Below are 14,120 nucleotides of genomic sequence, written 5' to 3'. Positions count from 1 at the left end.
GCTGCGCTAAGCTGTGATAAACTAACGCAAACTTCGCAGAGGCTATAGCTATGTTTACCGGTATTGTGCAGGGCACCGCAAAGATCGTATCAATAGAAGAAAAAGAGCTGTTTCGTACCCACGTGGCTGAATTGCCGGAAGAATTATTGCCTGGCCTGGCGCTGGGGGCTTCCGTTGCCCACAACGGTTGCTGCCTGACGGTCACCGCCATCGAAGGCAATCGCGTTAGCTTTGATTTAATCAAAGAGACGCTGCGTGTGACCAATCTCGGCGATATCCAAACCGGCGATGTGGTGAACATTGAGCGTGCAGCCAAATTCAGTGATGAGATTGGCGGCCACTTGATGTCTGGACACATTATGACCACGGCTGAAGTGTGCAAAATTATCCAGTCAGAAAATAACCGTGAAGTGTGGTTCAAGCCACTGGATGCTTCACAGATGAAATACATTTTGCATAAAGGTTTTGTGGGCATTGATGGTATCAGCCTGACCGTGGGCGATGTGACCAGGACCAAATTCTGTGTTCATCTGATCCCGGAAACCCTGGAGCGCACCACGCTGGGCAGCAAAAAGCTGGGACATCGCGTAAATATTGAGATCGATCCCCATACGCAAGCAATTGTTGAAACCGTAGAACGCGTATTAGCACAGCGGGAAGCCGCGGCTCTGGCAGCAGCGCAAGCAGCTCAGGACGAGCAAGAGGAAGAGTAATTCTGTGAACTGCGGTGGCCGGTGCCACCGCAGTAACTACTATCGCGCGACGCGCAATCCACCCTCTACGCCACGGCTAAATACCACTTGCCATAGCTGAATATCCCTGGCACGGAAGGCACCGGCGCAGGCATTCAGGTAGTAGGAGAACATGCGTTTAAAACGATCGCCATATTTCTCTTCCAGCTGTTCCCAACTGGCAATAAAGCGATCATACCAGGCCATCAGCGTAATATCATAATCGGCACCGAAGTTGTGCCAGTCTTCCATGATAAAGTGGGGTTCACTGGCTTCCGCAATATGACGGACGGATGGCAGGCATCCATTAGGGAAGATATATTTGTCGATCCACGGATCTACATTCATATCTGTCCTGACTGAACCGATAGTATGCAGCAGGAAAATACCGTCGGGTTTCAAATTTTTATCAGCAACATCAAAGTAGGTGGCGTAGTTTTTAGGCCCTACGTGTTCAAACATGCCGACGGAAACAATGCGATCAAATTGCTGATTCAGGTCGCGATAATCCTGCAACAAAATAGTGACGTCCAGACCTTCGCAACGTTGCTGCGCCAGCTTCTGCTGTTCCGCCGAAATAGTGACACCGTAAACGCTCACGCCATAATTACGGGCAGCAAATTCCGCTAATCCGCCCCAGCCACAGCCGATATCCAGCAGGCTCATGCCCGGTTGCAACTCCAGCTTACGGCAGATCATGTCTAGCTTAGCGTGTTGTGCGTCTTCCAGCGTTTCTGCGCTATCCCAGTAACCGCAGGAATATTGCATGAAGCGATCGAGCATCAGTGTAAAGAGGTCATTACCTAAATCGTAATGCTCTTTTCCAACAATCCAGGCACGTTTTTTGGATTGCAGGTTAGTTAAGCGCGCAGCAGCGATGCGCAGGGTATCTTTAAAATGGCGCGGCAGTTGCTGATCCAGTTTATGTTTTAACACATGGTGAAAAAACATATCGAGGCGTTCGCACTCCCACCATCCGTCCATATAGCTTTCGCCAAGGCCTAGCGACCCTTCCTGTAATACCCGCTTGAAGAAATCAGGGTGTTTCACCTGAATATCCCAGGGACGCGTACCATTAATTTCAATATCTGCCTTGCTCAGTAATTCATGGGCAATACGAAACCAATGGTTCTCTTCGAGGCTCACTTCTTCTATACACGATGAACTCATAGCATCTCCATCACACCTGTCCGGTCTTACCTGAGAAAAAGAATAGTCAATTTCTCGAAGCTTGTGAGAAAACTCACGGAATATTCCGTTCGCTTGAAATCCGGCGTTTTACAGAGGATTGATTCTGTGAAATGTCGTCTGAAACTCAGGGTACTGAAAAAAAAGCACAAGCCATCACGGCGACAGTGTCGCGCGCAAATGTGTCACTCATGTTATTGTTTTGTTAAGAACTTAATGGCCCAAGCGAGTATATGCTCACCTGGGTCAATATTCAACGGATTAATGTTAGCGTGCTAACCAATCCGTATCAGGGGTTATCTTCGCAGGCAGGAGAGGAAGAAACAATGTCAGAACGTGCGTTTAGCGGGCGCTGCCAGAGGTAGCCGAATGCGGCGATAACCACCGTGGCCGTCATGACCCAGGTGGTGGTACTCAGTGCCTCAACCAGCCCTGCGGAGACAATCAAGCTGGCGATAAAACAGAGCCCAAGTTGCAGCGCGTTCTGTAGCGCCGCTGCTTTGCCACTGGCTTGTGGGAAAGGCATGAGTGCGCGCGTCACCACCAGCGGATAAATGGCACCGTTTGCCATCGCCATGCCGCAGAAAGGCAATAACAGTGCGGTCAGGCTATCACCCATCCATTTTCCTGCTGCCAGCAGCAGCAAAATACTGACCGCATAGATGACGAGCAGGCGCGGCAGTAACAGCTGATCCGGGAACCGGTTCAGAAGGGCGCGACAGCCAAAACCACCAATCAGAAAGGCAACCGTCTGCGGCAAATAGCTCAAGCCAATGGCGGCGGGACTTAAACCGAGGTCTGCGAGAATAAACGGGGAGCCCGTCAGCCACGCAAAGAAACTCGCTGAACAGGCAGAATAGATAACGACATTTCCGCTGTAGGTGCGGTTAGCCAGCAGCGCAAAAAATCCGGGCTGCTTTTCCGTTACGTTGCGTGCCACCGGCTTAGTGGTGATGCGCAACGTAGCCAGCATGAGCACCAGGGCGATAACCGCCAGCACGGCGAAGATAGCGCGCCAGTTAAAGTGATCGAGCAACCAGGCACCCAGCAGCGGGGCCAGCGCAGGAGAGAGCGCCACCAGCGGCATAATCGTGGCGAACACTTTACCGGTTTGTGACTGGTCATAACGGTCCACCACCAGTGCCTGCCAGCTGATCGCTGCCGCACAAACGCCTACCGCCTGAACAAAGCGCAGCACCAGCAACATCTCGCCGCTCTGTACCCACAGCATACCGGCACAGCCCAGCGCAAACAGACCCAGTCCCGCTAACAGTACCGGACGGCGGCCGAGGCGATCGGACAGCGGTCCCCATACCAACTGGGCGCAGGCGAATCCAGCCAGGAACAGGCTTAAGCTCGCGCTAATAATACCCGGCGTGGTACTCAGGCTGGTTTGCATGGCAGAAAACGCGGGGAGGTACATATCCGTTGCCAGAAAGCCCAGCATACTAAGCACGGCGAGATAGAGCATAAATCCTTTTGACGACAACATAACAGGCTCATGGTTAATTCACACAGGCGGCAAGTGTAAAAGAGTGCAGCCGGGAGTGTGAAACGTTAATATTTGCAGGTTGCTGTGAAAATAATTGAAGGCAAGCTTATGTGGTCAGAATATGCACTTGAAGTGGTGGACGCGGTCGCGCGCAATGGCAGTTTCAGTGCGGCGGCACAGGAATTACATCGCGTCCCCTCTGCCGTCAGCTATACGATCAGGCAGTTGGAAACCTGGCTGGCCGTACCGCTGTTCGAACGTCAGCACCGCGATGTTGTATTAACGCCAGCGGGTGCGCATTTTGTCTCAGAAGGTCGTGAGGTCATCAAAAAAATGCAAGCCACTCGCCGCCAGTGTCAGCAGCTAGCCAACGGCTGGAGAGGGCGCTTTACGGTGGCCGTGGACAGCATCGTCAAACCCCACCGCGTCAGGCAAATGGTGCTGGATTTCTATCGTGCTTTTCCAGATATGGAACTTGCCGTGCAGTATGAAGTATTTAACGGTGTCTGGGATGCCCTGGCTGATGGGCGTGCCGATGCGGCCATTGGTGCCACTCAGGCTGTTCCGGTAGGAGGGCGTTTTGCCTGGCGCGATATGGGCGCACTGAACTGGCGCTGTGTGGTCGCAACCGACCACCCGTTAACACAAGTGGCCGAACCTGATGAAGACGCGCTACGTGCGTGGCCGTCACTGGTGATTGAGGATACCTCACGCGCGCTGCCACGCCGTATGACCTGGACCCTGGATAACCAACGTCGCCTGGTGGCACCGGACTGGCAAACAGGCCTGGCCTGTACGCAAGCGGGATTGTGTGTGGCGATGACGCCGGGCCATCTGGCGCAGCCGCTGTTGCAGCAGGGACAGTTGCAGGAGCTGAAATTACCGCAGGCGTTTCCAGACAGCCCCTGTTTTGTCACCTGGGCCGAGCAAAGTGCGTCACCGGCGTTGGCATGGTTGCTGACGTATTTGGGTGACAGCCACACCCTGAATCAGGAGTGGCTGAGTGAAGACTGTCCGGATTAACGGCGATAATCGCGGAACGGTCCATCGGCGACGGAACGGCGTTCAATTAATGTCGGATTCACTTCAATGGTCTGAGAGTCTTCACGTTTACTGGTGATGCGATCCAACAGCATATCCAGCGCTTTTTCACCTAACTCAGATTTTGGCTGATGTACGGTAGTGAGCGCTGGCGTGTAATAACGCGCGTTGCGCAAATTATCATAGCCAATCACGGAGATATCCTGCGGCACGCGCAGCCCCAGCTCATCGGCGGCGCAAATTGCGCCCATTGCCATGGCATCTCCGCCGCAGAACACCGCCGTAGGGCGCTGTTTTTGTGCCAGAATCTGCTGCATGGCGAGATAGCCCGATTCGGTTTCGAAATCCCCTTGCACAATCCACTCATCACGGATCGCCACGCCTGCTTCCTGTAGTGCCTTAACAAACCCGGCATGACGACCACCCCCGGTGTTACGTGCCATCTGTCCAGGGATCGCGCCAATATCACGGTGGCCGCGTTCAATCAGATAGCGACCGACCATATAACCGCCCTGGAAGGCGTTATCTAATACGGTATCGGTGAAATCGCCCTGACATTCGCCCCAGTCCATCACCACCATAGGGATATTACGGTTCTCTTCCAGCATTTTCAGGAGATCGTCCGGGTATTCCGAACACATCACCAGCAGGCCGTCTACGCGCTTTTGCGCCATCATTGACAGGTAGGCGCGCTGCTTATTCAGGTCATTGTGTGCATTACCCAAAATAAGGGTATAGCCCTTGTCGAAGCAGTGTTTTTCAACGGCATCAATGATTTCCGCGAAGTAAGGTGCTTCGCTTGAGGTCGCTAACAGGCCCAACGTCTTGGTGTGATTCACCTTCAGGCTACGTGCGACCGCGCTTGGGGAGTAATGCAGCGCTTTAATGGCTTCCCATACTGCATTGCGGGTCTCTTCAGCCACAAAGCGTGTTTTATTGATGACGTGCGAAACGGTGGTGGTTGAGACGCCCGCGCGTTTTGCCACATCTTTAATTGTTGCCATGTAAACCGGACTCCAATGCTTATCCTAATGTATTGATAAACATAATGTTAAACGTTTGCGTGCGCAGGGTGAAATTTGCGGAAATCCAACTGCCTTTTGACCACTATTTTGCCGCCAGAGTGTGACTTGGCGTGGGTAGGGTGGGCGGTGAAAAAACGCTGTTGCGCAACGAAGAAGGGGATTCTAGCAAGACACAGCAAAGATGACGAGATTTTTACAAGCCGCCACACGAAGCGCTAAACCAGAGGGGGCGGTGACAGCGGGGCAACCGAGGGAATCATTCACTGATGCTGTATCTGAATGCGTAGTTATCGCAGGCAAAAAAAAAGCCTGAAGGTCATCTTCAGGCTTTTTTCTCCGCAACACTCAGCGAATGGTGGTTGGGGTCATCATGCGGCGAGCACCGACATAATGGCTCTGCCAGTAATCATTACTGAGTGCGCTGATCTGAATATCTTTGCCGGTACGGGGTGACTGAATAAATTTACCGTTACCCAAATACACGCCAACGTGATCGGCCGCCCCGCGATGCGCAATGCGGAAGAAGACCAAATCCCCTTTCTGTAGCATGTCACGCTTAATCGGCGCTGCGTCGCGCAAATGGTACATCTCATTCGCGGTACGCGGGAATTTGTAATTCACCAGATCTTTATAGGCATACCAGACCAGGCCGCTGCAATCAAAACCGGTATACGGCGAGGTGCCGCCCCACTGGTAAGGTTTGCCCAACTGGCCCATTAGCTTGTTCATGGCCGTTTCACGGGCTTTCTGATAGCGCTGGCGGTGAGCATTGCTCATTTTAATCGTGGCCAGTTCAGTCGCTTTACCACGCGCACCACGCTTATGGCCGTAATATTTAACCCGTGCAGACTTAAGCTCGGCTTTCTTTTTTAATGGGGTGTGTTTTGTCAGATGCGCGGCTTTTTTAACCGGTTCGTGATGCACTTTCTCAGGCGCGGCTTTTTTACTGCGCTTAAGTTTCAGCTTTTCCATGGTTGTGGTACGGGTTTTCTTACCCGAACTTTTCACCGGGCGTCGCTTGCGGCGTTCATCTTCACGCGCACTTTTCTTCTCTGCATTATGCAAGCTGGCGTTAACCGGCTTATGCGGAGAAGCACATGCAACGTTCAAAAAAACTTGAGTAAAAGCCAGTATGAAAAGCGTAATCAGTAAACGCATAGTCCGGTTACAGGTTAAGCTGCCACGCGATATTGGCCGCGACAAAGTTAGACAAATCTGATCCTTGATCAGCACCGAAGTAATTCTAATCCAGTTTTTTTCGAAAAGGTAAGGTCTTTTTTTATTTAATTCTTACAGAGTGTGATTGTCGGAAAAACACGCAATCTCAGTAGGTTATAGCACCACAATTATGACAAAGAATGAATGAATCACCCTAAAAAAGGTGTGGCGGATATCGACTCATGAAAAATTTGAATTAACACAGATGGCGATTTGCTTTAGGGAACGCAAAATCCGGTTTTCAGTCGTGCCTGGAAATCGCTACAATAAAGAAACACGAAGTAGGGAATTGAGAGAGACATTTTATGAGCACAATTGAAAAAATTCAGCAGCAGATCAGCGAAAACCCAATCCTGCTGTATATGAAAGGTTCGCCAAAACTGCCTAGCTGTGGTTTCTCCGCCCAGGCGGTTCAGGCGTTGTCTGCCTGTGGTGAGCGCTTCGCGTATGTTGATATTCTGCAGAACCCGGATATCCGTGCTGAGCTGCCACGTTATGCTAACTGGCCGACCTTCCCACAGCTGTGGGTTGACGGTGAGCTGGTTGGCGGCTGCGATATCATCGTGCAGATGTTCCAGGCCGGTGAATTGCAGCAGCTGATTAAAGAAACCGCAGAAAAGTTTAAAGAAGCTGAGTAATGCATCCAGGCTGACAATGCCGTGATGCTTGCCAGTTAAGATCATATTCAAACAGGGCTGCCATTTTCAGGAATGGCAGCCTTTTTTATGTGCCTGAATTTTGTGACGCCGTCACGATTACGCTTCTTCCGCGCTCTCAGTGTCTTCTTCCACCGCTAAAGGCAGCGGCCAGCCACCAAGGCGTTTCCAGCGATTGACCAGTTCACAGAACAGCAGGGCGGTTTGCTCGGTATCATAAAGCGCGGAGTGCGCCTGGGTACTGTCGAAATCAATCCCGGCGGTTTTACAGGCTTTCGCCAGCACGGTTTGCCCCAGCACCAGACCACTGAGTGCGGCGGTATCAAAAGTCGCAAACGGGTGGAATGGATTGCGTTTCAGGCTGGCACGCTCAGCGGCGGCCGACATAAAACTCAAATCAAAATTCGCGTTATGGGCCACCATAATGGCGCGATTACAGCCGTGATCTTTGATGCCTTTACGCACCATCTTAAAGATGGCATGCAGAGCATCATGTTCACTCACCGCACCACGCAGCGGGTTGTGCGGGTCGATACCGGTAAACGCCAGCGCTTCCGGGTTTAAAATCGCCCCTTCAAAGGGCTCGACGTGGAAATGCAGTGTTTGATCGCAATGTAACCAGCCATCTTCATCCATCTTTAACGTCGTGGCTGCCACTTCTAATAAAGCATCAGTCTGGGCATTGAATCCGGCAGTTTCAACATCAATAACCACAGGATAGAAGCCGCGAAAACGTTGATTTAAAGCATTTTGGGAAGTTGAAGCAGACATCGGGATCTCATTGCAGATTTAGGCAGCGGGCATTATGGCAAAAAACGGCTGACGGTGCAGCAGGTTAAGCGAGCAGTCTGCCGGAACGGCAGACTGAAGGGGAGAGATTAGTGTCCCAGGCCGTGACCGGCGTGCTTGTTTTCGATCAGCTCAATTTTGTAACCGTCTGGATCTTCAACAAAAGCAATCATCGTGGTGCCGCCTTTAACCGGGCCAGCTTCACGGGTCACTTTACCGCCCTGTGAGCGGATGCGCTCGCAGGTGGCTGCAACATCGTCAACACCCAGTGCGATGTGACCATAAGCGTTGCCGAGATCGTAGCTCTCTACGCCCCAGTTATAGGTCAGTTCGATCACAGCACCTTCGCTCTCCTCGGTGTAACCGACGAATGCCAGGGTGTATTTGTATTCGGTATTCTCGCTCTGACGCAGCAGGCGCATGCCCAACACTTCGGTGTAGAACTTAATTGCACGTTCCAGGTTGCCCACGCGTACCATGGTATGAAGTAAACGCATAATATCCTCTTAATAAATGACGTAAAGCCCGTATAACCATGATGGCAACGGGCGAAAAAGGCAAGCCGCAACCTGAGGTCACGGCTTACTGATTACAGCGTTGGGTAGTCGGTATAGCCTTCGGCACCACCGCCGTAGAAGGATTCCGGGCGCTGTGGGTTCAGAGGCGCATCCTGTTGCAGACGCGCCACCAGATCCGGGTTGGCAATGTAGTCACGGCCAAAGGCGACTGCATCAATCAGGCCACGCTGGATTAAATCTTCCGCTTTTTCCACGCTGTAGGCACCGGCACCGATGATGACGCCAGGATAGATGCTGCGCACTTTCTCGCGGAAAGCATCAGTATACGGCTCGCCACCGGCCCAGTCTGGCTCGGAGAAGTGAATATAGGCAACGTTGCGTTTCGCGAGTTCAGCCACATACCACAGCGCCGCTTCCTCTTCATCTGGCCCATTGGCCAGGTTCTGGAAACTGCCGATCGGTGAAATACGGATCCCGATGCGATCTGCCGACCAGTTAGCAATCGCTGCATCCACCACTTCCAGCGCAAAACGACCGCGTTTTTCCATGCTGCCACCGTATTCATCGCTACGTTGGTTAGAGCCAGGAGCCAGGAACTGGTGGATCAAATAGCCGTGGGCAGAGTGCAGTTCCAGCAGATCAAAATCAGCTTCACGCGCATTGGCCGCGGCCTGACCGAAATCAGCCACGATGTGCTGGATCTCTTCCACGCTCAGGGCACGTGGCGTTGAAGTGTCTTCACGGTAAACCGTGCCATCTTCCGCACGTAATGAGGTGCGTGTTCCGGCCGCCAGGGCAGAAGGTGCTACCGGGGCCAGGCCTTCAGGCTGAAGGCTGGAGTGAGAGATACGCCCGGTGTGCCAGAGTTGGACGGCACTGTGCCCCCCCGCCTGATGAATTTCCTGGTTAATTGCTTTCCAGGCCGCGATCTGCGGCTGGCTGTGCAGCCCTGGCGCACCGGCATAGCCTTTAGCCTGGAAAGAAATCTGCGTTGCTTCAGTGATGATCAGGCCAGCAGTCGCACGCTGGCGATAGTATTCGCCCATCAGTGGGGTAGGAACATCGCCCGGCTCAATACTGCGCAAACGCGTCAGAGGGGCCATGAAAATGCGGTTGGGTACGGTAATGGCGCCTACTTTCAGCGGCTGAAACAAAATCTCTTTAGCCATGATGATCTCCTCAAGTAGACCAGTCGTCTACAAATGGTGTTTTTAAAAAAAATCAGTGTTGATCAAGCCATTGCCCGAATGTCTTTAAGGCCAGACTGAGCGGCTGTGGATCGCGTGAAATCTTACTTTGCAAGCTGGCGCCAGACCAAAACACATACAGCATCTGCGCCATCTCTTCAGCCGACAGGTGCCAGTTGGCTCCCTGCAACTGTGCCTGCTTTAAGGTGCGGGCATAGGCCCGCATCACACCTTCAGCACCACGTTGTAGCGCATCGCGCATTGGCTCTGACAGGTCGCAAACTTCCGCCGACAGTTTTACACCCAGACAGCCAACAATATGGCCTTTCTGGCGAAACAGGGCTTCTGCGGTGGCAAAATGATTCAGTATCCGCTGTGCGGCGGGAACCTCGTCACCGCTGAGCTGTTGCTCAATTTGCGCAATATACTGCACGAAATACCGTTCCAGCAAAGCGACGCCAAACGCCTCTTTAGAGCGGAAATAGTAATAGAACGATCCTTTGGGTACCTGAGCGATGCTAAGTAACTCATTCAGGCCCATGCCGGTAAAACCGCGCTGTAGACAGAGGGCTTCCCCCGTTGCGAGCAGGTGTTCACAGGTTTCATTACGTTGTTGTGCAGTATTCATGGCAGAGAGACTAATAGACTGACTGGTCGGTTTCAACCCGCATTCCGAAGCGTGGCACAAACTGCTCATGAGCGAACGGATCTGCTGCGCATTTTTGCGGTTTCAACTTGCACAATAAATGCGCAATGGCTTCAATGGTATCAGATCGTGTGTGTGGGAGGCGATGTGACAGAACAACTGGAGTTTTTCCCGATAGACAGCCCGTGTCGGGGCATTTGCCAAAGTGATAGCCGTGGCTATTGTCTTGGATGCCTACGGAGTCGCGAAGAGCGTTTTAACTGGCGCAATCTGAATGACGTCCAGAAACAGGACGTTCTGCGCCTGTGCCGACAGCGCCGTCTTCGTGCGGCCAAAAAACATAAGCTGGATGATACGAATGATCCGCCGCAGCCCACTTTGTTCTGACTCAGAAGGCCAGGAAAAGACTTGAAAGCGCCGAATTGTGCTTTTCGACAGGCGAAACTGGAAAGTAAGCAGTAGGCTTGGAGAGCAAACTCTGGCAAAAACATTAAAAGGAATAAAGTATGAAAAGAACAGTCCTCGCGCTCTGCGCTCTGCTTACCGCCACTTCGGCCCTCGCGGCCAGCGAAACCGTCACCTTGCATGAAGCCACCGCGGAAGGAGCCGGTAAAGCGGTGGGTACGGTCACCATTAGCGAAACGCCTTACGGGCTGCAATTTACCCCCCATCTGAGCGGACTGGTCCCCGGCATTCATGGTTTTCATGTTCATGCTAAAGGGAGCTGCGAACCCGCGACAGTGGATGGCAAAGTGGTGCCAGCCGGTGCGGCGGGCGGGCACTTTGATCCCAAAAATACCGGTAAACACCTTGGACCCTGGAATGCTGAAGGTCACCTTGGCGACCTGCCTGCTATTTATGTTGCAGATACTGGCGAAGCCAGTTATCCCGTGGTCGCTCCGCGCCTAAAATCCCTGACGGAAATCAAAGGCAAAGCGCTGATGGTCCACGTCGGTGGCGATAACCATTCCGATCATCCACTGCCGTTAGGCGGCGGCGGGGCGCGTTTTGCCTGCGGCGTGATCTGAGGCATGTCAACTGGGCGGGGGGTATTCTCCGCCCAACTGGATTTGTTTACCTTCGGTTATTCGCTATTCGTTGATTTTGCACTTATGCTTCTGATTCATGAGTGAATAAGTAGGGAAAGCAGAAGGATGAAAACCGCAAGTCTGGTGGTCATGTGCCTGTTGCTGTCGGCTTGTAATAAGACAAATGAGACCCAGCTGATGACGGAAACCGGACGTCAGTTGCAGCGTGCCATTGATACCAGCCCCGCCAGAGCGCAGTGTGAAGCCATCGCCAAAGGCCGCGAGTGGATCAGTCTCAATGTCCGTCGGCATCTGGAAAAACAGGGATGCGCAGAGGTCTTCCGCAGCTCAACAGAAACCAACTTTACCCAGTCCAGTATCTACCACACCAGCATGACCATGGTGTGCGGCAGTATTAGCGGTGGGTCATTCACCGGCGAGACACTCTCGCGTCGCTTTATTTACTCACCTGAAGAGAACGCGCTGGTGATTGAACCGACCAGCACCGCCGATAAAACCCGCTTTGAAAAACTGAAAACCGTGGCGCAGTTGCAGGCAGATTTCGAGCGTCAGTATCAGCAATACTGTCACTGATTTTGTGGCACCGCCTGTTTGAGCTGGCCCAGCGAACAGCGCAGTCGCCACAACATGCCCGCCAGTTCACTGGCTTCACTCTCCGGTAGCGGCAGCAGTGCGTCGATCATGCTCTGCAGCCGGTTCAGAATCTCATCCAGCGCACTATGTCTTACGCCACGTGAGCTCATAATCTGTTGGAGATCGTGCAAGCTGCCGTCACGTATGCCGCGCAGCGAGTCGGAAGTGCAGTGCCACTGACGCAAATGCCACACGATATGCGAACAGTTTAGTAACACCACTCCCCAGCGGAGTAGCCAGATGCGCGCCTGCTCGTCACGGCTGTTGCTGAGCTGGCTGATGTGGTGATAAATCTGCGATTCAAAATGACTTTCACTTTGCTGTGGATGGCGACGTAGCTGATCAAGAAAGGCGCGGCGCAGGGCCTGAATATGTCGCCGACTGCGGCGCGCATCCGAACTGGGGCGCAACACCTGGAATGCCAGCCACGCCAGTATCACCCCGCAAACTTTAGCAATATTGCCGTTAAGGAAATCCTGCAAGTCCCACTCAGGTGGATTGGTCACGGCGATAAACGATCCCATAAACACGATAAATTGCCCCCACATCGCTGCACGCTGTTTTTGCTGCAACTTAAATAACTGCAGCGTCAGCAGCAGGGGAAACAGCAGGGCGACAAACGGCCATAACGTGCTGATTTGCACCATTACCCCGAATTTCATAACAAAGCTGAACAGGCTCAGCCAGAGCAGCGTTTTCAACAAGAGTGTCACGCTGCCGCTGGGTGAAGGCGAAGAGGAGTAAAGCACGCAGGCGATGGCGGTTAACGTCAACGCCGACGCCCCAGATGACCACTGCGTGTTAAGCCAAAAGGCGCAACCCAAAACAATTACGCTAAAGGTGCGCAACGCACTCCATAACGCTTCCGCGCTGTCGGTTTCACGCGCCAGCGCCGGCACTTTCGGCGGTTGTAACTGGCTATCGGCGTCAGCGCGCTCTAACAGTCGAATCCACCGGCTAACGTTCAGGTACATCCAGCAGTAGTAGCGCAAGCGTTGAACGAAAGCGCGCTGACGGTAGTCACCGCTCGCGGCGGGCGTAAGACGGCGTAGAATCAGCGCCAGGCGGTATTTATCCGCTTCCGGGCGTTTCAGCTCCTCCAGCAGCGCGTCAATGCCGGTAAACAGGGATTCTGGGGCATCGGGCCAGTTGAGCAACATACGGCGCAGGCTCGACAACACGCTGGTCAAACGCAATTGCTGGTGCAGGACATAATTGAGGACATCGTTTTGACGGCGAAAACGGTAATGACTCCAGAAGGCCTGGATGCGCAGCAGATTCATGGTGAGAATTTGACTGATCACCGTCTCATGCGCTGTGCGGATAGTCTCGGTCTCGGCGCGGGACAACAGCAGTTCAGCATGTTGCAACAGACGCTGGTGCATCTGATGCAGCGAATTCATCAATGCATCGCCATCGGAGGTGCTAGGCAGCAGTAACATCATCACGCCACCGCATAAAATCCCGGAAATGACCTCACACACGCGGGCCTGGGCAATTGTCCAGAGGTCGCTGACATCGGTCAGATTAACACTGCTAAACACAATGATGGCAGCGGTGTAGCCCGCCAGAGAAAAGGCATACGCCACGTTGTTTTGATAGTGGCTGGCAGTCCAGGTACAGCAGGCGAGCCATGCGGCGATGGCAAAAGTAAACAGCCAGGGTTCATTCAGCGTGTGTCCGGCAATCAACAGGGCTGCGCCAGCTCCCAGCAGGCTTCCCACGATGCGCCCAAGGCTTTTACTGATGACGCCGCCCACCGTGGGGAAACTCACCACCGCGGCTGAGGTCATTGCCCAGTAGGGTTGATCGAGGTCTAACCCATAAGCAATGCACAGCGCCAGACACATGGCAATGGCGTTGCGCAACGCATAACGCCATTGTGGCCGTGTCGCCTTGATCCAGGGAAGATTGTTCCATGCCAGCCACTGAAGGTTCATGGGCAAC

At 53.1% G+C, this 14,120-nt stretch carries 15 protein-coding genes; 6 read left to right on the top strand and 9 right to left on the bottom strand.

The genetic code is table 11. From position 1 onward, the window contains the following. The first annotated feature begins 50 nt into the window (after positions 1-50). The gene (locus F3J40_RS00300; RefSeq protein WP_167011871.1) at positions 51-713 is read left to right on the top strand and encodes a riboflavin synthase subunit alpha; all 663 of its coding nucleotides are present in this window, start codon (positions 51-53) and stop codon (positions 711-713) included. 39 nt (positions 714-752) lie between these two features. On the opposite strand, the gene cfa is transcribed toward F3J40_RS00300, so the two are convergent. Further along, a complete protein-coding gene (cfa, locus tag F3J40_RS00295; RefSeq protein WP_167011869.1) occupies positions 753-1,901 on the bottom strand; it encodes a cyclopropane fatty acyl phospholipid synthase in 1,149 nt (382 codons plus the stop codon). Positions 1,902-2,208: 307 nt separating this feature from the next. Next, positions 2,209-3,411 (bottom strand): purine nucleoside transporter PunC, encoded by a 1,203-nt coding sequence (gene punC / locus F3J40_RS00290; protein WP_167011867.1) that lies wholly within the window; start codon positions 3,409-3,411, stop codon positions 2,209-2,211. Positions 3,412-3,519: 108 nt separating this feature from the next. Between punC and punR the strand changes: the two genes are divergently transcribed. Continuing rightward, complete coding sequence (punR, locus tag F3J40_RS00285) at positions 3,520-4,434, top strand: DNA-binding transcriptional activator PunR (RefSeq protein WP_167011864.1); 915 nt, start codon at positions 3,520-3,522, stop codon at positions 4,432-4,434. Here punR and purR read toward each other — a convergent pair. Both purR and F3J40_RS00275 read right to left on the bottom strand, forming a co-directional pair. Further along, the gene (gene purR, locus F3J40_RS00280) at positions 4,431-5,456 is read right to left on the bottom strand and encodes an HTH-type transcriptional repressor PurR (RefSeq protein ID WP_167011862.1); all 1,026 of its coding nucleotides are present in this window, start codon (positions 5,454-5,456) and stop codon (positions 4,431-4,433) included. The genes punR and purR overlap by 4 nt on opposite strands. 366 nt (positions 5,457-5,822) lie before the next feature. Then, a complete protein-coding gene (locus tag F3J40_RS00275; protein ID WP_017348969.1) occupies positions 5,823-6,635 on the bottom strand; it encodes a C40 family peptidase in 813 nt (270 codons plus the stop codon). A gap of 365 nt (positions 6,636-7,000) precedes the next feature. On the opposite strand from F3J40_RS00275, the gene F3J40_RS00270 reads away from it, so the two are divergent. Beyond that, complete coding sequence (locus tag F3J40_RS00270) at positions 7,001-7,333, top strand: Grx4 family monothiol glutaredoxin (protein ID WP_167011860.1); 333 nt, start codon at positions 7,001-7,003, stop codon at positions 7,331-7,333. A 117-nt stretch (positions 7,334-7,450) separates the two neighbouring features. On the opposite strand, the gene rnt is transcribed toward F3J40_RS00270, so the two are convergent. The 4 genes from rnt to F3J40_RS00250 all read right to left on the bottom strand — a co-directional run bounded on the left by rnt (position 7,451) and on the right by F3J40_RS00250 (position 10,473). Then, positions 7,451-8,122 carry a ribonuclease T gene (rnt, locus tag F3J40_RS00265; RefSeq protein WP_167011858.1) on the bottom strand — a complete coding sequence of 224 codons (672 nt, stop codon included), beginning with the start codon at positions 8,120-8,122 and terminating at the stop codon, positions 7,451-7,453. 107 nt (positions 8,123-8,229) lie between these two features. Then, a complete protein-coding gene (gene gloA / locus F3J40_RS00260; protein ID WP_017348966.1) occupies positions 8,230-8,637 on the bottom strand; it encodes a lactoylglutathione lyase in 408 nt (135 codons plus the stop codon). Positions 8,638-8,729: 92 nt separating this feature from the next. Next, positions 8,730-9,827 carry an alkene reductase gene (locus F3J40_RS00255; protein ID WP_167011856.1) on the bottom strand — a complete coding sequence of 366 codons (1,098 nt, stop codon included), beginning with the start codon at positions 9,825-9,827 and terminating at the stop codon, positions 8,730-8,732. Between the two features lie 52 nt (positions 9,828-9,879). Next, positions 9,880-10,473: a TetR/AcrR family transcriptional regulator gene (locus F3J40_RS00250; protein WP_167012900.1), complete on the bottom strand. Its 594-nt coding sequence runs from the start codon at positions 10,471-10,473 to the stop codon at positions 9,880-9,882. Between the two features lie 165 nt (positions 10,474-10,638). On the opposite strand from F3J40_RS00250, the gene F3J40_RS00245 reads away from it, so the two are divergent. The 3 genes from F3J40_RS00245 to F3J40_RS00235 all read left to right on the top strand — a co-directional run bounded on the left by F3J40_RS00245 (position 10,639) and on the right by F3J40_RS00235 (position 12,113). Continuing rightward, positions 10,639-10,878: a DUF1289 domain-containing protein gene (locus F3J40_RS00245; RefSeq protein ID WP_167011854.1), complete on the top strand. Its 240-nt coding sequence runs from the start codon at positions 10,639-10,641 to the stop codon at positions 10,876-10,878. Positions 10,879-10,997: 119 nt separating this feature from the next. Beyond that, on the top strand, positions 10,998-11,519 hold the full coding sequence (gene sodC, locus F3J40_RS00240) for a superoxide dismutase family protein (protein ID WP_167011852.1): 522 nt from the start codon (positions 10,998-11,000) through the stop codon (positions 11,517-11,519). A gap of 126 nt (positions 11,520-11,645) precedes the next feature. Continuing rightward, positions 11,646-12,113, top strand: coding sequence for a hypothetical protein (locus F3J40_RS00235; RefSeq protein ID WP_167011850.1), 468 nt, complete (start codon positions 11,646-11,648; stop codon positions 12,111-12,113). Here F3J40_RS00235 and F3J40_RS00230 read toward each other — a convergent pair. Continuing rightward, positions 12,107-14,113 (bottom strand): FUSC family protein, encoded by a 2,007-nt coding sequence (locus tag F3J40_RS00230; protein ID WP_167011848.1) that lies wholly within the window; start codon positions 14,111-14,113, stop codon positions 12,107-12,109. The two genes, F3J40_RS00235 and F3J40_RS00230, sit on opposite strands and share 7 nt — an antisense overlap. Positions 14,114-14,120 lie beyond the last annotated feature (7 nt).

It is taken from the genome of Candidatus Pantoea multigeneris (assembly GCF_011752615.1).
Lineage (GTDB): Bacteria > Pseudomonadota > Gammaproteobacteria > Enterobacterales > Enterobacteriaceae > Pantoea > Pantoea multigeneris.
This window is presented reverse-complemented; position numbering and strand designations above follow the sequence as displayed.

What these genes read in the sequence shown, in the direction of transcription:
- F3J40_RS00300 (WP_167011871.1), top strand. Translation starts at nt 51, where the DNA reads ATGTTTACCGGTATTGTGCAGGGCACCGCAAAGATCGTATCAATAGAA.
- cfa (WP_167011869.1), bottom strand. Translation starts at nt 1,901, where the DNA reads ATGAGTTCATCGTGTATAGAAGAAGTGAGCCTCGAAGAGAACCATTGG.
- punC (WP_167011867.1), bottom strand. Translation starts at nt 3,411, where the DNA reads ATGTTGTCGTCAAAAGGATTTATGCTCTATCTCGCCGTGCTTAGTATG.
- punR (WP_167011864.1), top strand. Translation starts at nt 3,520, where the DNA reads ATGTGGTCAGAATATGCACTTGAAGTGGTGGACGCGGTCGCGCGCAAT.
- purR (WP_167011862.1), bottom strand. Translation starts at nt 5,456, where the DNA reads ATGGCAACAATTAAAGATGTGGCAAAACGCGCGGGCGTCTCAACCACC.
- F3J40_RS00275 (WP_017348969.1), bottom strand. Translation starts at nt 6,635, where the DNA reads ATGCGTTTACTGATTACGCTTTTCATACTGGCTTTTACTCAAGTTTTT.
- F3J40_RS00270 (WP_167011860.1), top strand. Translation starts at nt 7,001, where the DNA reads ATGAGCACAATTGAAAAAATTCAGCAGCAGATCAGCGAAAACCCAATC.
- rnt (WP_167011858.1), bottom strand. Translation starts at nt 8,122, where the DNA reads ATGTCTGCTTCAACTTCCCAAAATGCTTTAAATCAACGTTTTCGCGGC.
- gloA (WP_017348966.1), bottom strand. Translation starts at nt 8,637, where the DNA reads ATGCGTTTACTTCATACCATGGTACGCGTGGGCAACCTGGAACGTGCA.
- F3J40_RS00255 (WP_167011856.1), bottom strand. Translation starts at nt 9,827, where the DNA reads ATGGCTAAAGAGATTTTGTTTCAGCCGCTGAAAGTAGGCGCCATTACC.
- F3J40_RS00250 (WP_167012900.1), bottom strand. Translation starts at nt 10,473, where the DNA reads ATGAATACTGCACAACAACGTAATGAAACCTGTGAACACCTGCTCGCA.
- sodC (WP_167011852.1), top strand. Translation starts at nt 10,998, where the DNA reads ATGAAAAGAACAGTCCTCGCGCTCTGCGCTCTGCTTACCGCCACTTCG.
- F3J40_RS00235 (WP_167011850.1), top strand. Translation starts at nt 11,646, where the DNA reads ATGAAAACCGCAAGTCTGGTGGTCATGTGCCTGTTGCTGTCGGCTTGT.
- F3J40_RS00230 (WP_167011848.1), bottom strand. Translation starts at nt 14,113, where the DNA reads ATGAACCTTCAGTGGCTGGCATGGAACAATCTTCCCTGGATCAAGGCG.